This is a genomic window from Clostridium sp. KNHs214 (assembly GCF_000744935.1).
Taxonomy (GTDB): Bacteria; Bacillota; Clostridia; order Clostridiales; family Clostridiaceae; genus Haloimpatiens.
Genome location: NZ_JQMW01000009.1, coordinates 662759 through 686460, shown reverse-complemented (window position 1 = coordinate 686460; position 23702 = coordinate 662759). Strand labels below are relative to the sequence as shown.

Below are 23702 nucleotides of genomic sequence, written 5' to 3'. Positions count from 1 at the left end.
TTCACCCCTATTCTCTTTTAGAACTATACTTTTTCCCCAATTCGTAATTTTGCACTTCTACTTCTAGGATTATCTTCTAGCTCTTCTTCAGATGCCACTATAGGTTTCCTACTTATAACCTTTAGTTTAGGTATCTTACCACAAACACATATTGGAAAATCTTTAGGACAAGTACATGGGTTTTGTAATTGCTTGAATTTATTCTTTACAATTCTATCCTCTAAAGAATGAAAAGTTATTATGGTAATTCTACCACCTTTATTTAGTCTATTTACCCCATCTTCTATAGCCTTATCCAATATGTATAACTCTCTATTAACTTCTATTCTTATAGCTTGAAAAGTTCTCTTTGCTGGATGATGCCCCTCTCTTCTAAATTTTGCTGGAATGGAACTTTTAATAATATCCACCAATTGAAGAGTAGTTTCTATAGCTTTTTCATTTCTACTTTTCACTATGTTAAAAGCAATTCTTTTGGCAAACTTTTCTTCTCCATACTCTTTTATTATTCTATATAGTTCTTTTTCCTCATATTCATTTATCACATTATAAGCTGAAAAATCGCTTTCTCTGTTCATTCTCATATCCAAAGGAGCATCCTGCATATAGCTAAAGCCTCTTTCTCCCTCATCTAATTGATGAGAAGAAACTCCTAAATCCATTAGAATGCCGTCCACTTTTTCTATGTTTAAACTTTTAAGTATTTCTTCTATATTGTAAAAGTTATCATGTACATATGTAACATTTTCAAAATTCTTTAGTTTTTCTCCTGCAGCCTTTAAAGCATTAGTGTCTTGATCAATACCAATAAGCCTACCTTTTTCAGACAATCTCTTTAGTATTTCTATAGAGTGTCCACCACCTCCTAATGTACAATCCACATATATCCCATCAGGTTTAATGTCTAATCCGCCTATTACCTCATCTAATAATACTGATATGTGTTTGAAATTCATATTTATTCTCCTTAAAATAATTTTATATGCCAAGTTCACTCATTTGCTCTGCTATAGAATCAAAATCTATATTAGAATTATTATACTCATCCCAATTTTCCTTGCTCCAAATTTCAATTCTGGTCGCCACACCTATACTTACTATTTCCTTATTTATCTTCCCATATTCACATAAACTTTGAGGTATCAAAACCCTACCTTGTTTATCTGGTGTAACTTCATTAGCTCCAGAAAAGAAAAATCTTACAAAAGTTCTAGCATTTTTATTAGTTAAAGGAAGCCCCTTTAGCTTTTCCTCTAACTTCGTCCATTCGGCCATAGGATATGCATAAATGCATCCATCTAATCCCTTAGTGAGCACAAACTTATCCCCTAATTCTTCTCTTAATTTAGAGGGCACTATCATTCTATTTTTATTATCTATAGCATGTTGATACTCCCCTATAAACATATCCATACCTCCATGGACTACTTTGTTCCACTTTACTCCACTTTAAACCACTAAATATTTTATTCTATATAAAAACTTAAATTCCTTCAATTGATATAAATATTTTTTAATATTTTTTTTAGGATTATTAAAATTACCCCTATAATAAATGTTACTTTTTCTCTTCCGGTAGATAGCTTAAATTCTGTTTTCCTTGAAATGAAATAAATTCTAGAGTATAATTTTACTTGACTTGTAAAGATACCACTGTTAATCAATTTAAAACTAAAAATTTAAAATTAATAATTAAGATTGTTTAATTATTAATTATTAATTCTTATATTAATGTAGGAAAGGAATGTACATAGATATGAAATTAGGAATTGTAATAAATTAGCCTTTTTTCATAAATCCATGTACCTCAATAAAAGTCCGTAAAACCGCATGGTTACAAGGTTTCTTAAAAAAGCAAAAGCATAAAGCTCCATGTAAAATCACATAATTTAATGCCATTTGGGCGTAGAAATGGGCGTAGATTGATAGTTCAAAATCGGAGTCCAATGCAATTTTTACTGGTAAATAGTGCGCTTATAAGTTTCTACGGATAAGACTATACGGCATAACAGAACAAACCGAAAATTTTATATTGCACCGCACAAGCGGCGTTTCCAACTTCCACACGGAAGAACAGGAACGCCGCTTTTTTCATGCCCTTTGTTACGCAGTAGGGGCTGAAAAAGCCTTGCTACAAGCAGCTTTGCGGGCGCATTTTTGACACGGCAAGGGGTTTATATCTTTTCCCTCAAAATCGCCGTTCTACTGCGTAACAAATCCACAGCAAAGGAGTGATGAAGCTATGGCAGTTTTCCGTGTGGAAAGAACGACGGGCTACACCGTAATGAGCAACCACCACTTACGCAATAAGGAGCTTTCCCTAAAGGCAAAGGGGCTGCTTTCACAAATGCTGTCATTGCCGGAGGATTGGGACTACACCCTTGCGGGGCTGTCCTACATCAACCGGGAAAGTATCGACGCTATCCGTACCGCAGTTTGGGAGCTTGAAAAAGCTGGGTATATCACAAGGCGGCAGGGACGCGACGAGAAAGGCAAAATGACCGCTATCGAGTACACCATTTACGAACAGCCGCAGCCGCCGGGATTGGATAACCCGGTATTGGAAAATCCAACAGCGGATAACCCGATATTGGAAAATCCAACAGCGGATAACCCGATATTGGAAAATCCGACAACGGATAATCCGACGTCGGAAAATCCAACGCAATTAAATAAAGATATATCAAGAACTAACTTACCAAAAAAAGAAAAAATAATTACTGATGAACAAAGTACCCATTCCATTCCTATCCATTCCCTAAATCCCTTGCCTTATGGCGAGGACGAAGCGGCAGAGCCGCCGGAACGGAAAAGAACGGAAAGGAACGACGCTTACCGAGTGTATGAGGAAATTATCAAGGACAATATCGCCTATGACATTCTCTTGCAGGACAGAAGCCTTGACCGCGACCGTCTGAATGAGATTGTTGACCTCATGCTTGAAACCGTCTGTACGGCAAGAAAGAAAATCCGTATTGCCGGGGACGATTACCCTGCCGAGCTTGTGAAGTCAAAGTTTATGAAGCTGAACAGCGAACATATCCGCTTTGTGCTTGACTGTATGCAGGAGAACACCACAAAAATCCGCAACATCAAGCAGTACCTAAAGGCGGTGCTTTTCAATGCCCCGTCTACCATTGACAGCTATTACACTTCCCTTGTGGCTCACGATATGGCAAGCGGCGCACTTGCACCGAGGAAGCCGAAGTACGGCGACCCGGACTATTACACCTACAAAGAGGGCGAAAGCCCAATGTCATCAAACTAAAATGTAATAAAAAGTAAAAAACTCCTTTCAAAAACACTTTACATTTTAAAATTATCACAAATAATCAAAAAGAGCACATAAATTTTGTGTATTTCTAATGATTAAAGGTGATAAAAATGAAATTTAAAAAAAGCTTTAAAAAAGCCATGTTACAAAGTAAAATAATGATTGAGGACTATATATTTAAATGTTCGAATAGAACAAGTCCATCATACTTTACGAGGGCAGGAAAAATGGGATTTAAAGAAACAATGCTATTTATGCTAAATATGATAAACAAGTCTTTACAAGTAGAATTAAACAATTTTTTTGAAGTGATTTTAAAAAGAGAAGATACAATTTCAAAACAAGCTTTTTCAGAAAACAGGCAAAAAATTAATCCTAATGCATTTATTGAGCTAAATGATAAAATAGTAGATGTTATTTATGAAGAATGTGATGAATACAAGCTTTGGAATGGATACAGATTAACTGCCATTGATGGTACTACAATAGAGTTACCTAATACAGAAACCTTGAGAAATGAGTTTGGATATGCAAAGAATCAACACACTAGCGTAGCCATTGCTCGCGCAAGTGCTTCATGTCTCTTTGATGTGCTAAATAAGATTGTTATAAAAAGTAAAATATATCGTTTTGAAACTTCTGAAAGAAAGATAGCATTAGAATTAATTTCTGAAATGAAAAAAGTTTCTTCAATAAAGGACTTGATATTATTTGATAGGGGATACCCAAGTATTGAGCTGATGTCTACGTTGATTGAAAGCAATATTTATTTTGTCATGAGACTAAAAAATAATGTATTCAAGAAAAAAATTAATGTAGAAAAACAGGATCAAATAATAGAAATTACACATGATAAAAAAACATATAAAGTTAGAGTTATAAAATTCTATCTTGACCCAGAAACTGAAGAAGTTTTAGTAACTAATTTATTTGATGAATCTATGAAAATTCAAGAATTTAAAGAATTATATTTTAAAAGATGGGGCATAGAGATAAAATATGATGAATTAAAAAATCGACTTGAAATAGAAAACTTTACAGGTATAACTAAAATAGCAATAGAGCAGGATTTCTATGCTTCTATTTATCTGTCAAATATGATTGAATTGGCACGTAAAGATAGTGATGAAATAGCAAGAGTTGAAAGAGAAAATAAAGAAACAAAGTATGAATATAAGACAAACTTAAATATTTTAATAGGCAGCTTAAAAGATAAGCTTATAATGATGTATCTTGAAGAAAGTCCAAGAAAAAGAAATAAGATTTATAAAGAAATCATGCAAAAGGTTTCAAAAAGTAGCATTCCCATAAGACCTAATAGACAAAATCCTCGCATCAAAAGAATTGCAAGAGGAAAGTATAAGAAAAATAAAAAACGTAGTCTGTAGCTTTAAACAAATAGCCTTTAACAAGAATCCTATTTCATGTTTGTACAAAAATTCTGACAGTTATCAGGATTTATTTGTCATACAAAAAAATAAGTCTAAAACAAGTCTTATTTTAATATTTCATAAATTAACCCAATAAAATAAAAATCGCAAGCTAAGATTCCATATTATTGAATATTAACTTGATGACATTGGGCGAAAGCCTGTAAACGAAAAAAAGGAGGATTTACCACATGGCACAGAAAACAGGAGCTTTGATTTTTGACGAAACCGCTGACCGCTACGACATTCGCTTTGACATTGCCGACTATTACGGCGGTCTGCATTGCGGCGAGTGCATGGACGTATTCACAGGCGGCAAATGGAAGCCGACCCGGATTGAGTACGGGGACAACTGGTATCTTGTAGGTATCCGCGCCGAGGACTTGAACGGGCTGCGGGTGCGGATTTAACGGGGCGACGTGAAGAACGGACGCCCTTTTTTCACGCCCAAAAGCGGCGTACCACCTTAACACTATCACTACCGGGAAAGGAGGACGGTAAACATTGCAGGACGAAATCAACGAAAAAGTGGTTGCGCTCTCGGTCAAGGGAGCAAAGCTGACCGCTGAAATGCTGCAAAAGGCAATCAAAGCCATGCTTGCACAGGCAAAAAAGCAGCAGGAAAAACAGCCCCACGGGAAGCAGACCCTAAAGCAGCTTGCGAAGCAGAACGCGGGGCTATCCAACATTGAGATAACCGAGGGCAATATCAAAGCCTTTGAGCAGACGGCGAAAAAATACGGTATCGACTTTGCCCTAAAAAAAGACAGCACCGAAATGCCGCCCCGTTATCTCGTCTTTTTCAAAGGGCGGGACGCGGACGCTCTGACCGCAGCCTTTAAGGAGTTTTCCGCAAAGAAGCTGACACAGGAGCAAAAGCCCTCTATCCGAAAGGCACTTGCCACATTCCGGGAAGCAGCAAAGCAGCTTAACGCGAACCGTCAAAAGACAAAACACAAGGACAGGGAGGTATCGCTATGAAGCCGAATATCAAGAAGCTGCTTATCCGAAACGCCCCCTATCTGCTCTTTGTGTATCTCTTTGATAAAGTCGGACAGGCGGTGCGGCTCTCTCCGGGGGGTGACCTCTCCGGCAAGCTGCTTTCCATTGGCAGCGGCTTTTCTGCCGCCTTTTCAAATGCCCTGCCGAGTTTTGCCCCTATGGATTTGCTTATCGGCATTGTCGGGGCTGTCGTTATCCGGCTTGCGGTCTATGTGAAAGGCAAGAACGCAAAGAAATACCGTAAGGGCATGGAGTACGGCTCTGCACGTTGGGGCAATGCCGAGGATATAAAGCCATATATCGACCCCATTTTTGAAAATAACGTGCTGCTGACGCAGACCGAAAGGCTGATGATGAGCAGCCGCCCGAAGCACCCGAAATATGCACGAAACAAAAACGTACTTGTAATCGGCGGCTCCGGCAGCGGCAAAACGAGGTTTTTTGTAAAGCCCAACTTAATGCAAATGCACAGCAGCTATGTAGTCACTGACCCGAAAGGAACGGTTTTAATCGAGTGTGGGAAGCTCTTGCAGCGGGGCGGGTACAAAATCAAGGTGCTAAACACCATCAATTTCAAGAAATCCATGCGGTACAATCCCTTTGCCTATCTGCGCAGCGAAAAGGATATTTTGAAACTGGTAAATACCATTATCGCCAACACCAAAGGCGACGGGGAAAAATCCGGCGAGGATTTTTGGGTGAAATCGGAACGGCTTTTTTACTGCGCCCTTATCGGCTACATCTGGTACGAAGCCCCGGAGAATGAGAAAAACTTTACGACGCTGCTTGAAATGATAAATGCGTCGGAAGCCCGCGAGGACGACCCGGAATTTCAATCCCCCGTTGACCTCATGTTTGAACGGTTGGAGGAAAAAGACCCGGAACACTTTGCAGTAAGGCAGTACAAGAAGTTTTTGCTTTCTGCCGGAAAAACAAGAAGCTCTATCCTTATTTCCTGCGGTGCGCGTCTTGCCCCCTTTGATATTCGGGAACTGCGCGAGCTGATGGAAACTGACGAAATGGAGCTTGACACTTTGGGCGACCGAAAAACCGCCCTTTTTGTTATCATCTCCGACACCGACGATACTTTTAACTTTATTGTATCAATCCTTTACACACAGCTTTTTAACCTTTTGTGTGATAAAGCAGACGACGTTTACGGCGGGCGGCTGCCTGTTCATGTGCGCTGTCTGCTTGACGAGTTTGCGAATATCGGACAGATACCGAAGTTTGAAAAGCTCATTGCTACTATCCGAAGCCGCGAAATCTCCGCGGCCATCATCTTGCAGAGCCAGTCGCAGCTAAAGGCTATCTACAAGGACAACGCCGATACCATTGTCGGCAACTGCGATACGACCCTGTTCTTGGGCGGCAAGGAGAAAACCACCCTCAAAGAAATGTCGGAAATTTTGGGGAAAGAAACCATAGACAGCTTCAATACTTCCGAAACAAGAGGACGGGAGCTTTCCCACGGGCTGAACTATCAGAAGTTAGGCAAGCAGCTTATGAGCGAAGATGAAATTGCGGTCATGGACGGCGGGAAATGTATCTTGCAGCTACGCGGGGTGCGCCCGTTCTTCTCCGAAAAATACGATATTACCAAACACCCGAAGTACAAGTACCTTTCCGACTATGACAAGAAAAACGCTTTTGACATGGAAAAGCACTTGCGCCGCCGTCCTGCAATCGTAAAGCCGGACGAGGTATTTGACTATTACGAAGTTGACGAAGCAGATTTGCAGGAGGATACAGAATGAATAAGCGTATCAGAAAGAAAAAGGCAAAACAGCAGCTAATCCGAGCTATCAGCGGGCTTGTGGAAGCAGCCGAGGAAATGCAGCGGGAACAGGAACGCAGGATAAGACAGGCAGGTATTTCCTATATCAAGTATATCGAAGTTGTCCGGGAACGGCAGTACGGCATTATGCCTGTCTACACACCACTTTTTGAAAAGGAGGGAGCTTAAAGTAAAAACAATAAACACGGGCTACATGGTACGCGCCCCTACTCCTTGCGCGTATCGCGGCAGGAAGCCGCACCCTTACAACTGAATACCGCCGCGCCGCAGAAATTACGCAGCGCGGGGACTTATGACCGCGGCAGTTATCGAAAACTGACCGCCGTTTTTTATGCCCTTTTTCGGGCAGCCGCAAAGCGGCAGAAAGGAGTTTTATTATGGCATTTTTCAACAGCGCAGTAGGAGTTTTGCAGACACTCGTTATCGCTCTCGGAGCAGGTCTTGGCATTTGGGGCGTTATCAACCTCTTGGAGGGCTACGGAAACGACAATCCGGGCGCGAAGAGCCAGGGCATGAAGCAGCTCATGGCGGGCGGCGGCGTTGCCCTTATCGGCGGCACCCTCGTACCCCTGCTTGCCGGACTGTTCGGTTAAGCGGCGGGGTTAGCCTATGCAGAGCATACTTGACGCGATTAACGAATGGATAAAGGAAATCCTCATTGGAGCCATTAACGGTAATCTGTCAACTATGTTCGGGGACGTAAACGAAAAAGTCGGAACTATCGCCGCAGAGGTAGGACAAACCCCGCAGGGGTGGAACGCAGGCATATTTTCCATGATACAGAGCTTGTCGGAAAATGTGATTGTACCCATTGCGGGGCTTGTCATTACCTACGTTCTATGCGTGGAGCTTATCAGCATGGTAACGGAAAAGAACAATATGCACGATATTGACACGTTCATGTTCTTTAAGTGGTTTTTCAAGGCGTGGATAGCGGTGTATCTCGTTACCCACACCTTTACTATCACTATGGCGGTGTTCGATATGGCGCAGCACGTTGTTTCCGGCGCGGCGGGCGTGATCGGCGGCAATACGAATATCGACGTTGACGCCGCCCTCTCGTCCATGCAAGCCGGACTTGACGCTATGGAAATCCCCGAACTGTTACTGCTCGTTATGGAAACAAGCCTTGTGAGCCTTTGCATGAAAATCATGTCGGTGCTTATCACGGTTATCCTGTACGGCAGAATGATAGAAATTTACCTTTACTGTTCGGTATCGCCTATCCCGTTTGCAACTATGACCAACAGAGAGTGGGGGCAGATAGGCAACAACTACTTAAAAGCCCTGTTCGCCCTCGGTTTTCAAGGCTTCCTCATAATGATATGCGTCGGCATTTATGCGGTTTTGGTTGGCAGCATGATTGTAGCGGACAACCTGCACAGCGCGATTTTCTCCCTTGCAGCCTACACCGTGATTTTGTGCTTCTCCCTATTCAAAACAGGCGCACTTGCGAAGTCAATCTTTAACGCCCATTAAAGACCGAAAGGAGGTTTTCACTTGGCGTATGTACCCGTACCCAAAGACTTATCAAAAATCAAAACGAAAGTCGCTTTTAATCTGACAAAGCGGCAGATTATATGTTTTGCGGCAGCCCTCGCTATGGGACTACCGCTTTTCTTTTTGCTCAAAGACAGCGCGGGAACAAGCATGGCGGCATTTGCAATGATTGTCGTTATGCTTCCCTGCTTCCTCTTGGCAATGTATGAAAAACACGGGCAGCCCCTTGAAGTCGTGATAAAGAACGTCATTCAGACAAAGTTTATCCGACCAAAGGAACGTCCCTATCAGACGGAAAATTTTTATGCCGTCATAGAAAAACAACGAAAACTGGAAAAGGAGGTATCGGCTATTGTCAATGGCAGAACGAAAAACCATGACCCGCGCGGTAAAAAATCCCGTGAAGCGTAAGCTGACCCGCGCAGAAAAGAAAGAAATCGCCGCCGTGATACAGGCGGCAAAGGGCGACGGGAAGCCCCACACCGCACAACAGACCATTCCCTACTTGCAGATGTACCCGGACGGGATTTGTAGGGTAACGGAAAAGAAATACAGTAAAAGCCTTGTCTTTGAAGATATTAACTATCAGCTTGCACAGGCAGATGATAAGACCGCCATTTTTGAAAACTGGTGCGATTTTCTCAACTACTTTGACGCTTCCGTTTCGGTGCAGCTCTCTTTCATCAATCAAGGCGCAAGAAAGGAAAAGGCACAGGCGGCTATCGAAATTCCGGCGCAGGACGACGCTTTTAACTCTATCCGCAGGGAGTACGCGGATATGCTGAAAAATCAGCTTGAAAAAGGCAACAACGGACTGGAAAAGTGCAAGTACATTACCTTTTCCATTGAAGCGGACAATCTCGCAGCCGCAAAAGCCCGCCTTTCCCGTATCGAAACCGACGTACTCAATAATTTTAAGGTGCTTGGCGTAACAGCCCGCCCCATGAACGGACAGAAACGCTTGAACGTACTGCATGGGATTTTCCACCCGGAGGGCGAGCCGTTCCGCTTCTCTTGGGACTGGCTTGTACCGTCCGGGCTTACCACAAAGGACTTTATCGCCCCGTCCTCGTTCCGCTTTGGCGACGGGCGCACGTTCCGCATGGGAAAGAAATTAGGCGCGGTATCGTTCCTTGAAATCCTTGCGCCGGAGCTGAACGACCGTATGCTTTCGGATATTCTTGACCTTGAAAACGGGATTATCGTCAATCTGCATATCCGCAGTATCGACCAGAGCGAAGCAATCAAGACTATCAAGCGCAAGATAACTGACCTCGACAAGATGAAGATTGAGGAACAGAAAAAAGCGGTACGCAGCGGGTATGACATGGATATAATTCCGTCCGACCTTGCTACTTTCGGCAGCGAAGCAAAAAATCTGTTGCAGGATTTACAGAGCCGCAACGAGCGAATGTTTCTGCTGACGTTCCTTGTGGTAAACATGGCAGACACAAAACGGAAACTGGATAATGACGTATTTGCTACGGCGGGCTTTGCACAGAAAAACAACTGCGCTCTGACCCGCCTTGACTATTTGCAGGAAGCGGGCTTTATGTCCTCTATCCCTCTTGGAGAGAACCTTATCCCCATTCAGCGGGGACTTACGACCAGCAGCACCGCTATTTTCATTCCCTTTATCACGCAGGAGCTTTTCCAAAAGGGCGCAGCCCTTTACTACGGGCTGAACGCATTAAGCAATAACATGATACTCTGCGACCGCAAGCAACTGAAAAACCCCAACGGGCTTATTCTTGGAACACCGGGAAGCGGTAAATCCTTTGCGGCAAAACGGGAAATGACAAACGCCTTTCTCATTACTGACGACGATATTATTATCTGCGACCCGGAAGCAGAATATTTTCCCCTTGTGCAGCGTTTGGGCGGGCAAGTGATACGCCTGTCGCCTGCCGGAAAAGGCATGGACGGCAAGCCCCAGTATGTGAACCCTATGGATATTAACCTCAACTACTCCGAGGACGACAACCCGCTTGCCTTGAAATCCGACTTTATCCTTTCCCTCTGCGAGCTTGTTATCGGCGGCAAAGAGGGCTTGCAGCCCGTGGAAAAGACCGTCATTGACCGCGCCGTTAGGAATGTGTACCGACCTTTCCTTGCAGACCCCGACCCGGAAAAAATGCCGATTTTGGGCGACCTTTACAACGAGCTTTTGAAGCAGCCGGAGCAGGAAGCTGCCCGCATTGCGGCGGCATTGGAGCTTTATGTTTCCGGCTCTCTGAACGTCTTTAACCACCGTACCAACGTGGAGCTTTCAAACCGTCTTGTCTGCTTTGATATTAAGCAGCTTGGAAAGCAGCTCAAAAAATTAGGTATGCTCATTGTGCAAGACCAGGTGTGGAACCGCGTTACCGTCAACCGCGCAGAGAAAAAAGCAACCCGTTACTATATGGACGAATTTCATCTGCTTTTGAAAGAGGAACAGACCGCAGCCTATTCCGTGGAGATTTGGAAGCGTTTTCGTAAATGGGGCGGCATACCGACGGCAATCACACAGAACGTCAAAGACCTTTTATCAAGCCGCGAAGTCGAGAATATCTTTGAAAATTCCGATTTTGTCCTCATGCTCAATCAGGCACAGGGCGACCGGGCTATCCTTGCAAAGCAGCTCAATATCTCCCCGCAGCAGATGAAGTATGTGACCCATACCGAAGCGGGCGAGGGGCTTATCTTTTACGGGAATGTGGTGCTGCCGTTCATTGACCGCTTCCCGACGGACACCGAGCTTTACCGTCTGCTTACGACAAAGCCGGAGGAAGTGAGCAAGCCATGAAAACGGACGTAATCATCAACCGTGAAGCCCTCTATGCCCTGCGGGAGCTGCCGAGCGAAAGCGTGAACTGCTGCGTCACAAGCCCACCCTACTATGGGCTTAGGGACTACGGGCTTGACGCACAGATTGGACGGGAGGACACGCCGGAGCAGTACATTGACAGGCTTGTAGAAGTATTCCGGGAACTGCACCGGGTACTTAAAGACGACGGGACGTTTTGGCTGAATATCGCAGATACCTACTGCGGCACAGGCATGAAAGCGGGCTGCAAGCAAAAGGACTTAATCGGTATTCCGTGGCTTTTAGCTTTTGCCCTGCGCTCTGACGGGTGGTATTTACGCAGCGATATTATCTGGCTGAAAGAAAATCCTATGCCGGAGAGCTGCCGCGACCGACCGAGCCGCTGCTATGAGCATATCTTTTTACTGACGAAATCAAAGAAATATTACTATGACGCTGCCGCCATTGCAGAGCCGATTGCGCCGGGAACGGCTGCGCGGTACCGACAGGGGCGCGGCGCAGGGCACAAATACGCCGAGGAAGTACCGGGACAGGGCAAGGTACAGGGTATCAATAAGACCCGCAGCGGCGGCTATTATGACGACGCCCTTATGCCGACCACAAGGAACAAGCGGGACGTTTGGCTTATCAATACCGTACCGTATAAGGGTGGGCATTTTGCCGCCTATCCCCCGAAGCTCGCGGAAACGTGCATACTGGCGGGCTGTCCGGCAGGCGGCGTTGTCCTTGACCCGTTTTTTGGAAGCGGCACCACCGGGCTTGCAGCGAAAAGCCTTGACCGCCGCTATATCGGCATTGAACTGAACGCCGAGTATTGTGCCCTTGCAGGGGCGCGGATTGGAGGTGGTAACACTTGAAAGACCCATTAAAGCCCCGTGATAAAATCACGCAGAAAATGACCCGCGACGGAGCTATCACAGAAAATCAAACGACGGGCGAAACAGAACGTATCAGCAAACGGACACAGGACGCAGAGTTACAGAAAACGCCGGAGCAACAGGCAGCACAGGACGCAGCGCAGCTACAAGGTGCAGCTTCCCCGACTTCTCCCTTGCCCCATGTGCCGGGAGCTGCCCCCAAAGCGGACACAGGCAAAACGGAACGCGTCATGGAGCATATCGAAGCCGCCCATACTCGCAAAGCGTCTAAAAAAGCGGTACGAAAGGCACAGGCAGAAGCTACCGCCGGGACGAAATCTTCCCAGCTGCAATTTACCGACGAGGAACGCGCTGCCCCGGAGCTTGAAAAGTATATCAAGAAATCCGATAAAGCCGCCGAACGCTTGGATAAGGCAAAGGCAGCTATCCCCAAAGAAAAGAAACTGGTAAAAGAGCGCACCTTTGACGAAACCACCGGGAAAGGCAAGACCCTCCTGCACTTTGAGGAAAAGGACAAGCCGCCTGGATTTAAGGAGAAGCACAACCCGCTATCCCGCCCCACACAGGAAGCCGGGATTTTGGTACATAACAAAATCCATTCTGTCGAAAAGGATAATTCCGGCGTGGAGGGCGCACACAAGAGCGAGGAAGCCGCAGAACGGGGATTGAAGTACGGGGCGCGGAAAATCAAGCAGGGCTACCGCAGCCATAAGCTGAAACCCTACCGGGAAGCGGCAAAGGCAGAAAAAGCGGCTTTTCGGGCAAATGTGGATTTTCAGTATCACAAAACGCTGCACGACAATCCGCAGCTTACCTCTAACCCTATTTCCCGCTTTTGGCAGAAGCAGCAAATCAAACGGCAGTATGCAAAGGAAGCCCGCAATACTGCAAAGGGTATCAAGGGCGCGGCAGAACGCACCCGCAAGGCGGCAGCCAAAGCCGCCGAGAAAACAAAGCAGACCGCAGCATTTGTGGCAAGGCACCCGGCGGGTGTGGCAATCGCTGTCGGGGTGCTGCTGCTCTTTATCATGGTTATGTCCGGGCTGTCCTCTTGTGGGGCAATGTTTTCCGGCATGTTAAACGGCGTGCTTGGAACGTCCTATACGTCCGAGGACAGCGACCTTGTGGAAGTGGAAAACAGCTACGCCGGATTGGAAAACGAGCTGCAAAGCAGGATTGACAATATCGAGCGCGACAATCCGGGCTATGACGAGTACCGCTATGACCTTGCAAATATCGGACACAATCCACACGAATTAGCGTCCTATCTGACTGCAAAATATCAAAGCTACACCCGCGCCGAGGTACAAAGCGAATTACAGCGGATTTTCAATCAGCAATACAAGCTGACGCTGACCGAGGAAGTGGAAATACGCTACCGGGAGGAAGAACGCACCGACACATGGACAGACGAGGACGGCAACGAGCATACGGACACCTACACGGTACAAGTGCCTTATGAGTATTACATCTTAAACGTCAAGCTGACGAACACCCCGTTATCCACGATTGCAGAAAACAATCTGACCCCGGAACAGCTTGAAATGTACCGGGTGTACTTACAGACAAGCGGAAACAAGCCCCTTATCTTTGGCGGCGGTTCTTCCGATACTTCCGCGTCCGAGGATTTAAGCGGCGTGGATTTTGTGAACGGAACGCGCCCCGGTAATACCGCTATCGTTGACCTTGCAAAGCAGCAAGTCGGAAATGTGGGCGGCTATCCGTATTGGAGCTGGTACGGCTTCAACTCCCGCGTGGAATGGTGCGCCTGTTTTGTGTCCTGGTGCTACGGGCAAATGGGACTTTCCGAGCCGCGTTTTGCCGCCTGCCAGTCGCAGGGTATTCCGTGGTTTACCTCTCATGGACAATGGGGAGCGCGGGGCTATGAAAACATTGCCCCCGGTGACGCTATCTTTTTTGACTGGGACTTAGACGGAAGCGCAGACCATGTAGGGCTTGTTATCGGCAGGGACGCAAACCGCGTTTATACCGTGGAGGGCAATTCCGGTGACGCCTGCAAGATTAAGAGCTATCCCCTTGACTATGCCTGTATCAAAGGGTACGGGCTGATGAACTGGAACTGACATACAACAACACATTTGAAAATCGAAAGGAGAAAAATCATTATGGCTATGAGTAAAATCGAAAGAATTGAAAAGGAAATCCAAAAGACCCGTGAGAAAATCACGGAGTATCAGAACAAGCTGCGCGGACTGGAAGCACAGAAAACCGAAGCGGAAAATCTGCAAATCGTTCAGCTCGTGCGCTCCATGCGTCTGACCCCGCAGGAGCTTACCGCCATGCTTGCGGGCGGCGGTATTCCGGGCATTGCCCCTATCCCCGCAGACTATGAGGAACAGGAGGAAACCGAGAATGAAGAATAAAATCCTTGCAAGCCTTACCGCACTTTGCGCCGCCCTTGTCCTTGTGGGCGGCTTTTCCGTTACAGCCTATGCACAGACGCCGACGGAGGAAACCGACGACAGCGGCGTAATCGTGGAAACCGAGCCGCAGCCCTTAACCCCGGAGGGCAATATGACCCTTGTGGACGACATCGACGGGGACGCTGCCGAGGACAAGCAGTTTATCGTCGTGAAAAGCAAAGGCGGCAACTATTTTTACATCATCGTTGACCGCGCAGCCGAGGGCGAAAATTCCGTCCACTTCTTAAATCAAGTAGACGAAACCGACCTTATGGCAATCATTGAGGACGGGCAGACCACCCCGCCCCCTGCTGTCTGCAACTGTACCGAGAAATGCAAAACGGGCGAAGTCAACACAACCTGTCCTGTCTGCTCTGTAACCATGAATAACTGCACAGGCAAGGAAGCCGAGCCGGAAGCTCCCACAGAGCCGGAGAAACCGAAAAACAGCATGGGCGGGCTTTTGATTTTGCTTGTTGTGGGACTTCTTGGCGGCGGCGCAGCCCTCTACTACTTTAAGGTTATGAAATCAAAACAGAACGTAAAAGGCAGCACCGACCTTGACGAGTTCGATTTTGACGAATACGACGAGGACGAGCCGGAGGACGAAGCCGACAGCGCAGACCCCGAACAGGAGGACGAGGAAGAATGAAGTTAGTGATTTGTGAGAAACCCAGCGTCGGGGCGGCGGTTGCCGCCGCCCTCGGCGTTACGGGAAAAAAGGACGGATATATTGAGAGGAACGGTTATGTAATCTCTTGGTGTATCGGGCATTTGGTACAGCTTTCCGAAGCTGCCGCCTACGGGGAGCAGTATAAAAAGTGGAGCTATGATAGCTTACCCATTCTGCCGCAGGAATGGCAGTACACCGTAGCTGCCGATAAAGGAAAGCAATTCAACATCTTAAAAGACCTCATGCACCGCGCCGACATTTCGGAAGTCGTGAACGCCTGCGACGCAGGACGCGAGGGCGAGTTGATTTTCCGCTTTGTCTATGAAATGGCGGGCTGCAAGAAGCCCTTTACCCGTCTTTGGATTTCCTCAATGGAAACGGGTGCAATCCGAAGCGGCTTTGAACATCTGAAGGACGGGCGCGGATATGACGCCCTCTATCATTCTGCTTTATGCAGGGCAAAGGCTGACTGGCTTATCGGCATTAACGCAACCCGTCTTTTCTCCTGCCTGTATGGAAAGACCTTGAATGTGGGGCGCGTCCAGACCCCGACCCTAAAAATGCTTGTAGACCGGGACGCTGCCATTACAAGCTTCAAGAAAGAAACCTACTACCATGTGCGCCTTATGCTCCCCGGCGCAGAAGCGGCAAGCGCGAAGATCTGCGCCGCTGATGAAGCGGGCAAACTGAAAGCGGCCTGCGAAGCGTCGGCGGCTGTCTGCACTTCCTTGACCCGTGAAAAGAAAACCATTGCCCCACCGAAGCTCTTTGACCTTACCAGTTTACAGCGGGAAGCAAACCGTATCTACGGGTACACAGCGAAGCAGACCCTTGACCTTGCACAGACCCTTTACGAAAAGAAGCTCTTGACCTATCCGAGAACGGACAGCAACTATCTGACCGACGACATGGGCGACACAGCGGCGGGTATCGTATCGCTGCTTTGCGGCAAGCTGCCTTTTATGGCGGGCGTCTCCTTTACGCCGGAAGTTTCCCGCATTCTGAACAGCAAAAAAGTATCAGACCACCACGCCATTATCCCCACTATGGAGCTTGCAAAAGCTGACCTTGCAGCGCTGCCGGAAAGTGAAAGAAATATCCTTACCCTTACCGGGGCGCGGCTGCTTATGGCGACCGCAGAGCCGCACGTTTACGAAGCGGTAACGGCGGTTTTCTCCTGCGCCGACCATGACTTTACGGCAAGGGGCAGGACGGTAATCGCTGCCGGGTGGAAAGACATTGACCGCCGCTTTCGGGCGACCCTCAAAAAAAAGCCGGACAGCGACGACGAAAACGAACTTGTCTTAGATGTTCCCGATTTTACCGAGGGGCAGACCTTTGAAAACCCTGCCGCAGCGATTACGGAGCATGACACCACGCCCCCGAAGCCCCACAATGAAGCAAGCCTTTTGTCGGCTATGGAACGCGCCGGGAATGAGGACACCGACCCGGACGCAGAACGCCGGGGGCTTGGTACGCCTGCCACCCGCGCCGCCGTCATTGAAAAATTAGTGAAAGGCGGCTTTGTGGAGCGCAAGGGCAAGCAGCTGCTTCCCACCAAAGACGGCACAAGCCTTGTCTGCGTCCTGCCGGACAGCTTAACTTCTCCGCAGCTTACGGCTGCATGGGAAAACAATCTGACGCAGATTGCAAAGGGTAACGCTGACCCTGCCGCTTTCATGCAGGGTATCGAAGCAATGACGCAGGAGCTTGTAAAAACCTATGCTTCCGTGTTGGGTGAGAAACAAGAGCTTTTCAAGACAGAAAAAACAGAGCTTGGGAAGTGTCCCCGCTGCAAGTCCCCGGTCTATGAGGGAAAGAAAAACTACTACTGTTCCAACAAAGAGTGCAGCTTTACCATGTGGAAAAATGACCGCTTCTTTGAGGAACGAAAAACTGTCTTTACCCCGAAGATTGCCGCTGCACTCTTGAAATCCGGCAAGGCAAAAGTCAAAAAGCTGTATTCCGTAAAAACGGGCAAAACCTACGACGGAACGGTGCTTTTAGCTGATACGGGCGGTAAGTATGTGAATTACAAAGTAACCATTTCAAAGGACAAAGAACTGGAATAGCAAGCATAGGAAGCGGGTACCCACTTCCGTAAAATCCCTGCCACTCTAACCGAGCTTGGCGGGGATTTTGCTTGTTGGGAAGTTTCCCAAACCCTCTAAAAATCCTCAAAAATCTTTGGCAAAAATACGGGCGCACCGTAGTAGGACTATGCAACCACAAACGCAGCGTCCGCGCTGCCATACGCGAAAGGAGGTTTTACACATGGCAAGTTTGCGCGACAGCGTAAAGGACTATCAAGAGGAACTTAGGGACGGTATCGCATGGGTGGCGTTTTGGAAAGAGGGGCGTTCATGGAACGCCGAGCTGTTTCATCTTGAAGTGGACGGCACTTTAGAACCGTTTGACAGGAGCCGGTTAGAGGAAATCAAAGCGGCTGACCCCGCCGCTGTAATCCTAAACGGCTACTACTGCGGGCATTTAGGCGAGGATATGAGCCTTGACGAGCTGACCGCCGGAGTGCGCTATCACTATGAAAACAGCATGAATGACCTTGACGGTTTTATCGGGGCGCATGACGACAGACTTCCCCCGGAGGTTATCAAAGAAGCAAGAGCCGCCGCCCATGCAGCGGGGCTTCCCTTTTCCGAAAAGCCCTACCGGGACGGGGAAGATTTTGACCCTTATGTATTTGACGGGAGCATGAGCATTGAGGACTACGAGCTTATGCACCGCATGATTGAAAAAGAAAGGAGCGAGCAAATGGACGAATGGAAAACAGGTTATTCCTCATATGACCGCAACAGACTGGACGCCGCCGACAAAATGAAGATTGAGCGCGGTATCTATTTTGAAACGAAAGACGCGGATATTTCCCCGCTGACCGCCTTACCCCTTGCCGAGCTTATGAAGCTGCGAGAGGAAAGCGCGGCTGCGGAGCAGACTGTATTTGAAAATCTAAAAGTACAGGCTTCCGCATGGGAGGAACAGGCAGCTAAGACCCTGCTATTTGACAAGGCGATTGAGTATGCGAGAATACCCGAAGTGAAGCACACCGCGAACAAGTGGCAGGACGAGGACAACGACCGCCACACTATCAGCAACCGGGTATATAAAATGAGCTACCATGTTTACGAAAATACCCGTTACGACAAGGCAGCACAGAAGTCTATCCCGTATTCCTATACGCTGTCTTGGAACGTCTACACCAACAGCCCCCACGGGTACGGGCAGAAAAAAATCGCCGGACAGGACAGAAAGGTATTTGCTGACCGGGCAGCTATGGAAAAATATCTGAATGGGCGTATCAAGGCGTATGAAAAGCTCTTTACAGAAATATCCCCGCCTATCCCGCCGGAGTATGCGGAGCCGTTCAAGGTAAACGGGCAGCTCTTACCGGGCTACACCGTAGAGGGCGAGGAAATCAAGCAGCCCGCCGCCGACATTCCCGCCGCTGCACCGAGAACCGAACCGGGACAGGAAACGGAACAGTTTGCAATCCTGATTGACAGCCACACCCGTTTTGAAACGGGAGAACCGGGTGGCTACTGGCTTTCCATGCCCGCCACCAAAGAGCAGCTTCACGAAGCCATGCAAAGCGTCGGCATTACCGCAGACAACCCGCAGGAATTTTTCATTCACGGCTACTCTGACCGGGAGGACAGACACATTGCCCTGCCGTATGACATGGTATGCGCGGCACAGGTGGACGAGCTGAATTTCCTTGCGGCAAGACTGGAAACCCTTGACGTTTCCGGAATTGCCGCGCTGAACGCCGCCACACAGCGAAAGAACGGTTTTGAGAATATCGGGCAGATAATCGACCTAACCTATAACCCGGACTTTTTCGTGCATATCCCCGAAGTACATAATCCCCGCGAATTGGGCGATTATTACCTTAACAAATCCGGCATGGTGCAAATGCCCGCTGAATGGAAAAACAGCATTGACCTTATCGCCTTTGGACGAAACGCCGCCGCACAGGAAAAAGGCAGCTTTACGGAATACGGCTACCTTGTGGAAAGCGGCGACGCATGGGAGAAACACTTTGAGGGGCGCGATGTGCCGGAGGACTATCGCATTATGAGCTACCCACAGCCGACCGTCGAACTGGACGCAACCCCGGCAGTACAGGCGGCTGTTCCCGAAGCAACGCCGCAGGAGCCACGCCCAGTTATCCCCATTGTCTTAACGTCCGAGAAACCCGCCGAAAAGCTCAAAGAAATAACTGACCGCTTGGAGCAGGGTATTACGGAGCTGTTCGACAGCGAGCGTTACAAGGAATATCTGCGCGTTATGTCAAAGTTTCATAATTACAGCTTTAACAATACGCTGCTGATCACCATGCAGAAGCCCGACGCTTCTCTTATCGCCGGATTTAACGCATGGAAAAATAACTTTGGGCGAAATGTGATGAAAGGACAAAAGGGTATCAAAATCCTTGCACCGTCGCCCTTTAAGATTAAAAAAGAAATGGAGAAAATCGACCCGCAGACACAGAAAGTCATTATCGGTAAGGACGGAAAGCCCGTAACCGAAGAAAAGGAAATCACAATCCCCGCCTTTAAGGTGGTATCTGTCTTTGATGTATCGCAGACCGAGGGCAAGGAAATCCCCGACATTGCCGTAAATATGCTGACCGGAGATGTGGAGCATTACAAGGACGTTTTTGCTGCCCTTGAAAAGACTTCCCCTGTTCCCGTTGCTTTTGAGAAAATCGAGGGCGGCGCACACGGGTACTACCATTTGGAGGACAAGCGTATTGCCCTTGATGAGGGCATGAGCGAGCTGCAAACATTAAAAACCCTTATCCATGAAATCGCCCATGCGAAGATCCATGACATTGACCTTAACGCCCCTTTGGAGGACTTGGAGAACAGACCCGACCGCCGCACCCGCGAGGTACAGGCAGAAAGTATCGCCTATACCGTGTGCCAGCATTACGGGCTTGATACTTCTGACTATTCCTTTGGGTACGTTGCCGGGTGGAGTGCCGGACGGGAGCTTGCCGAACTGAAAAGCTCTCTTGAAACAATCCGCAGCACCGCAGCGGAAATTATCAACAGCATTGATGAACATATCGCAGAGCTGCAAAAGGCACAGGAACAGGCGCAGACTTCCGAGGTACAGGAAATCGGGCAAGACGCACCACCGCAGGAGCAGCCGGAAATCCCCGTACCCGACGCCACTATCAGCATAAAAGAAATGCAGGACTACGGCTATTCTTGGGACGGTATGTTTCCGCTGAAACAGGAAGCCGCCGAGCGTTTGTTTACACAGGACGGTATCGAGGTTTTCCGTATCTATGAGGACGGCACCGAGGGAGCCGTTACCAGTCTGACCGATTTACAGGAACACGCAGAAAAAGACGGCTTGTTCGGTGTAGAAAAGGAAACTTGGGAAGCCCTGCATGAATACAACGCCATGAAGCAGCAGCTACGGGAAAGTGAGCCGACTGCAAATGTCAATATAAAAATGTAGGTTTTTTCAAAAATAATATGGTAGGAAAACCTACATTTTTATTTAGTACTTTTACCCCTCCTCAGCAGTGATTGATTGAAGTTGATCTTTAAGGCGATATGATGGACCATTTATATTGATAACTGAGCAATGATGCAGTAATCTATCCAAAAGAGCATTTGTTAATACTGGCTCCTGAAAAATATCACCCCATTTTGAAAAGGGAGAATTAGTTGTTATTATTGTAGAAGATTTCTCGTACCTTTTGGCTATAAGATTAAAGAATAAGTTGGCAGACTCATTATTCATCTTTTGATATCCCAGTTCATCTATTATAAGAAGTTTATAACGGCAAAACCACTTTATTCTTCTTTCTAACCTGTTTTCTTCACTTGCTTTTTTTAGTTGTGATATAAGTTCCTGGAATGTGATAAAATACACACAATTACGTTGCTTAGCCGCTTCAATACCTATTGATACAGCTAAATTTGTTTTCCCAACTCCTGGACTTCCACAAAATATTATATTTTCCGTCTTTTCTAAAAATCTAAGTGTTATAAAATCCATGATTTTTCCCTTATCTATTGAGGGTTGAAATCCAAAGTCAAACTGATCAATTTCTTTTAAAAACGGAAAATTAGCAACTTTTACATTCCCTTTTATTACAGCATCCTTCTTGAAATTTATTTCTAATTGGCTTAATTCATATAAGGCATCAACAGGTGTTTTGCTACCGTCTGTCATCATATCTATGTATCTATCAATGTTCTCTCTAATTCGCACTAATTCAAGTGTGTCCAGGTTATTAATAAGGGTATTGTAGTTGTTCATTTAGCAATTCATCCTCACGATCCCTGGAGCCTGCCCTAAGGTAAACTCCTGTATTTCTTTTTCATATTTATTATGAATTATTTTATATCCTTCATCTGTTAGAATGCATTCTGCATCGCATACTGCCATAAAATCATTTATCCAGCAATCATAATCTAATTGCTTACACCAATTGTTTTTAACTGAAAATTTTAAATTAGACATGAAGATTTCTTTATTCTTTACATAAGGAAGTACTAAATTCATTCCTTTAATAAAGGTGCTTCGATTTTCTTTTGACATATGGGCATACTGCCCTATAATCCAGTTACCATAGGGGCTCCCATTCATATATGCTAATAATGCTTCGGGTGACTTTGTAGCCTCTATATTTGAAATATCTATTTTTCTTGATTCTAATAATCTATCCATAAGTTTTAAATTTTCATTAGCTACAGCCTCTAAATCTGCAGCCTTAACCTTCCCTTTCATAAGTATCGTGTAATGTTCTGGAACATAATTAATTGGATTTTTATTAATTGAGTGAAATGTTACAAGTTTTCCTTTATAATAGATATATAGTTTATTGTCGAGGATATCAACGCTAACTTCCTCATTAATAAGCTTAGGATGTACGGAATATTTGCTCTCTCCAAATCTAATTAGTGCTTCATTTGAAACTTTATATTTATTTGGTGATAGATAGGTATCAATAATTGAAGCTTTTGGTAAAGAATGCAGATATTCCTTTTCCTTATAAAACAGAGCGGTTGGCGACATGCCTGTTTCCGTATTAATATTTATATTCATTTTTAAATTAATTTCCTTTAGTTTCTCTAATAAATTATCTAATGTATCAAATTCACCATCATATGCCCGAATCCAGTCAATTACCTTATTTTTTGCTTCAACAGTCCCTTTTGTTTCAGGCTTTCTTGCCCCACACAATCTGACATTAAATCCAAAATCTTTTGCAAACTTACCCATTGTTTCAGTAATCTTTTTCTTTACTCCATGTACATTTGCAACAGTGGACATGTTATCAAACAAAAGCTCTTCTGGTATTCCTCCAAAGGCTTCAAAGGAATTAATAAGACATCTAAAAACATCATCTGTTTTTTTTTGAATGGATAGTCCTAAGTAGCTATATCTTGAAAAACTAAGTGTTACATGCAAAATATTTATAGTGTATTTTTCCCCAGATCTTGAAGTAAGTGTTATATCCTCCTTCCAGTCAACTTGCCCTTGTTTTCCAATTTTTGTTTCATAACGTGGATGGCCAGTATTACTTTGTTTAGGTAGTAACTTGTTTTTCTTGATATAAGTGATGAAATTTGAATAGGTACCTATAGTATTAATCCCATGTTTATCCACCATAAATTCATAAACACCTTTCATTGTAATCCTACGAATTGCTAACTTATCAGTAATTTCTACACGATATGGGTCAAGCTTGCTTTTCTTAATTCTCGTTTTTGGTTTCCCTTTGTAGCCTTGATCATACTTTTTTACAGTCCTCCAATCCATACCATATTTTTTTGCCAGTTGGGCGTAATTTGGTTTAATTCCTATGCTATTCATTAGAAATAGCTCTCCTTGTAAGTTGTTAATCATAGTTGTTATACCTCCATGTAGA

The 23702-nt window shown here is 46.0% G+C and carries 20 protein-coding genes; 16 read left to right on the top strand and 4 right to left on the bottom strand.

Annotation, left to right across the window (positions count from 1 at the left end; translation table 11 throughout):
* Positions 1–23: 23 nt before the first annotated feature.
* Together rsmH and mraZ are read right to left on the bottom strand one after the other, a co-directional pair.
* A complete protein-coding gene (gene rsmH / locus CC89_RS05620; RefSeq protein WP_035290070.1) occupies positions 24–956 on the bottom strand; it encodes a 16S rRNA (cytosine(1402)-N(4))-methyltransferase RsmH in 933 nt (310 codons plus the stop codon).
* A gap of 22 nt (positions 957–978) precedes the next feature.
* Positions 979–1407 (bottom strand): division/cell wall cluster transcriptional repressor MraZ, encoded by a 429-nt coding sequence (mraZ, locus tag CC89_RS05615; RefSeq protein ID WP_035290067.1) that lies wholly within the window; start codon positions 1405–1407, stop codon positions 979–981.
* A gap of 835 nt (positions 1408–2242) precedes the next feature.
* Between mraZ and CC89_RS05610 the strand changes: the two genes are divergently transcribed.
* The 16 genes from CC89_RS05610 to CC89_RS05535 all read left to right on the top strand — a co-directional run bounded on the left by CC89_RS05610 (position 2243) and on the right by CC89_RS05535 (position 21277).
* The gene (locus CC89_RS05610) at positions 2243–3268 is read left to right on the top strand and encodes a DUF6017 domain-containing protein (protein WP_035290064.1); all 1026 of its coding nucleotides are present in this window, start codon (positions 2243–2245) and stop codon (positions 3266–3268) included.
* 116 nt (positions 3269–3384) lie between these two features.
* Positions 3385–4662, top strand: coding sequence for an IS4 family transposase (locus CC89_RS05605; RefSeq protein WP_035290061.1), 1278 nt, complete (start codon positions 3385–3387; stop codon positions 4660–4662).
* Positions 4663–4895: 233 nt separating this feature from the next.
* Positions 4896–5114: a DUF5348 domain-containing protein gene (locus tag CC89_RS05600; protein WP_005422968.1), complete on the top strand. Its 219-nt coding sequence runs from the start codon at positions 4896–4898 to the stop codon at positions 5112–5114.
* A gap of 94 nt (positions 5115–5208) precedes the next feature.
* Positions 5209–5685 carry a PcfB family protein gene (locus CC89_RS05595; protein ID WP_035290055.1) on the top strand — a complete coding sequence of 159 codons (477 nt, stop codon included), beginning with the start codon at positions 5209–5211 and terminating at the stop codon, positions 5683–5685.
* Positions 5682–7463: a VirD4-like conjugal transfer protein, CD1115 family gene (locus tag CC89_RS05590; RefSeq protein ID WP_035290052.1), complete on the top strand. Its 1782-nt coding sequence runs from the start codon at positions 5682–5684 to the stop codon at positions 7461–7463. The genes CC89_RS05595 and CC89_RS05590 overlap by 4 nt, the downstream gene beginning before the upstream one ends.
* Entirely contained in the window at positions 7460–7672 is a 213-nt protein-coding gene (locus CC89_RS05585) for a condensin complex subunit 2 (RefSeq protein WP_035290049.1), read from the top strand. The genes CC89_RS05590 and CC89_RS05585 overlap by 4 nt, the downstream gene beginning before the upstream one ends.
* 209 nt (positions 7673–7881) lie before the next feature.
* A complete protein-coding gene (locus CC89_RS05580) occupies positions 7882–8097 on the top strand; it encodes a Maff2 family mobile element protein (RefSeq protein ID WP_035290046.1) in 216 nt (71 codons plus the stop codon).
* Positions 8098–8113: 16 nt separating this feature from the next.
* Entirely contained in the window at positions 8114–8983 is an 870-nt protein-coding gene (locus CC89_RS05575) for a VirB6/TrbL-like conjugal transfer protein, CD1112 family (protein ID WP_035290044.1), read from the top strand.
* A 21-nt stretch (positions 8984–9004) separates the two neighbouring features.
* Positions 9005–9415: a PrgI family protein gene (locus CC89_RS05570; RefSeq protein WP_035290041.1), complete on the top strand. Its 411-nt coding sequence runs from the start codon at positions 9005–9007 to the stop codon at positions 9413–9415.
* On the top strand, positions 9363–11792 hold the full coding sequence (locus CC89_RS05565; protein ID WP_051931636.1) for a VirB4-like conjugal transfer ATPase, CD1110 family: 2430 nt from the start codon (positions 9363–9365) through the stop codon (positions 11790–11792). Before CC89_RS05570 ends, CC89_RS05565 begins: the two co-directional genes overlap by 53 nt.
* Positions 11789–12670 (top strand): DNA-methyltransferase, encoded by an 882-nt coding sequence (locus CC89_RS05560; RefSeq protein ID WP_035290035.1) that lies wholly within the window; start codon positions 11789–11791, stop codon positions 12668–12670. The genes CC89_RS05565 and CC89_RS05560 overlap by 4 nt, the downstream gene beginning before the upstream one ends.
* Positions 12671–12708: 38 nt before the next feature.
* On the top strand, positions 12709–14775 hold the full coding sequence (locus tag CC89_RS05555; RefSeq protein WP_035291218.1) for a C40 family peptidase: 2067 nt from the start codon (positions 12709–12711) through the stop codon (positions 14773–14775).
* A 42-nt stretch (positions 14776–14817) separates the two neighbouring features.
* A complete protein-coding gene (locus CC89_RS05550; protein WP_035290032.1) occupies positions 14818–15075 on the top strand; it encodes a DUF4315 family protein in 258 nt (85 codons plus the stop codon).
* Entirely contained in the window at positions 15065–15766 is a 702-nt protein-coding gene (locus CC89_RS05545; protein ID WP_035290029.1) for a DUF4366 domain-containing protein, read from the top strand. Before CC89_RS05550 ends, CC89_RS05545 begins: the two co-directional genes overlap by 11 nt.
* A complete protein-coding gene (locus CC89_RS05540; RefSeq protein ID WP_035290026.1) occupies positions 15763–17859 on the top strand; it encodes a DNA topoisomerase 3 in 2097 nt (698 codons plus the stop codon). Before CC89_RS05545 ends, CC89_RS05540 begins: the two co-directional genes overlap by 4 nt.
* 202 nt (positions 17860–18061) lie before the next feature.
* Complete coding sequence (locus CC89_RS05535) at positions 18062–21277, top strand: antirestriction protein ArdA (protein ID WP_502685621.1); 3216 nt, start codon at positions 18062–18064, stop codon at positions 21275–21277.
* 51 nt (positions 21278–21328) lie between these two features.
* Here CC89_RS05535 and istB read toward each other — a convergent pair whose 3' ends face one another.
* On the bottom strand, positions 21329–22087 hold the full coding sequence (istB, locus tag CC89_RS05530; protein ID WP_035289149.1) for an IS21-like element helper ATPase IstB: 759 nt from the start codon (positions 22085–22087) through the stop codon (positions 21329–21331).
* Positions 22088–23680, bottom strand: coding sequence for an IS21 family transposase (gene istA, locus CC89_RS05525; RefSeq protein ID WP_051931461.1), 1593 nt, complete (start codon positions 23678–23680; stop codon positions 22088–22090). It abuts the gene before it with no gap.
* Between the last annotated feature and the right edge of the window lie 22 nt (positions 23681–23702).

What these genes read in the sequence shown, in the direction of transcription:
- CC89_RS05560 (WP_035290035.1), top strand. Translation starts at nt 11,789, where the DNA reads ATGAAAACGGACGTAATCATCAACCGTGAAGCCCTCTATGCCCTGCGG.
- CC89_RS05540 (WP_035290026.1), top strand. Translation starts at nt 15,763, where the DNA reads ATGAAGTTAGTGATTTGTGAGAAACCCAGCGTCGGGGCGGCGGTTGCC.
- CC89_RS05585 (WP_035290049.1), top strand. Translation starts at nt 7,460, where the DNA reads ATGAATAAGCGTATCAGAAAGAAAAAGGCAAAACAGCAGCTAATCCGA.
- CC89_RS05535 (WP_502685621.1), top strand. Translation starts at nt 18,062, where the DNA reads ATGGCAAGTTTGCGCGACAGCGTAAAGGACTATCAAGAGGAACTTAGG.
- CC89_RS05590 (WP_035290052.1), top strand. Translation starts at nt 5,682, where the DNA reads ATGAAGCCGAATATCAAGAAGCTGCTTATCCGAAACGCCCCCTATCTG.
- CC89_RS05545 (WP_035290029.1), top strand. Translation starts at nt 15,065, where the DNA reads ATGAAGAATAAAATCCTTGCAAGCCTTACCGCACTTTGCGCCGCCCTT.
- CC89_RS05565 (WP_051931636.1), top strand. Translation starts at nt 9,363, where the DNA reads ATGGCAGAACGAAAAACCATGACCCGCGCGGTAAAAAATCCCGTGAAG.
- istB (WP_035289149.1), bottom strand. Translation starts at nt 22,087, where the DNA reads ATGAACAACTACAATACCCTTATTAATAACCTGGACACACTTGAATTA.
- CC89_RS05550 (WP_035290032.1), top strand. Translation starts at nt 14,818, where the DNA reads ATGGCTATGAGTAAAATCGAAAGAATTGAAAAGGAAATCCAAAAGACC.
- istA (WP_051931461.1), bottom strand. Translation starts at nt 23,680, where the DNA reads ATGATTAACAACTTACAAGGAGAGCTATTTCTAATGAATAGCATAGGA.
- rsmH (WP_035290070.1), bottom strand. Translation starts at nt 956, where the DNA reads ATGAATTTCAAACACATATCAGTATTATTAGATGAGGTAATAGGCGGA.
- CC89_RS05580 (WP_035290046.1), top strand. Translation starts at nt 7,882, where the DNA reads ATGGCATTTTTCAACAGCGCAGTAGGAGTTTTGCAGACACTCGTTATC.
- CC89_RS05555 (WP_035291218.1), top strand. Translation starts at nt 12,709, where the DNA reads ATGACCCGCGACGGAGCTATCACAGAAAATCAAACGACGGGCGAAACA.
- CC89_RS05600 (WP_005422968.1), top strand. Translation starts at nt 4,896, where the DNA reads ATGGCACAGAAAACAGGAGCTTTGATTTTTGACGAAACCGCTGACCGC.
- CC89_RS05575 (WP_035290044.1), top strand. Translation starts at nt 8,114, where the DNA reads ATGCAGAGCATACTTGACGCGATTAACGAATGGATAAAGGAAATCCTC.
- CC89_RS05610 (WP_035290064.1), top strand. Translation starts at nt 2,243, where the DNA reads ATGGCAGTTTTCCGTGTGGAAAGAACGACGGGCTACACCGTAATGAGC.
- mraZ (WP_035290067.1), bottom strand. Translation starts at nt 1,407, where the DNA reads ATGTTTATAGGGGAGTATCAACATGCTATAGATAATAAAAATAGAATG.
- CC89_RS05605 (WP_035290061.1), top strand. Translation starts at nt 3,385, where the DNA reads ATGAAATTTAAAAAAAGCTTTAAAAAAGCCATGTTACAAAGTAAAATA.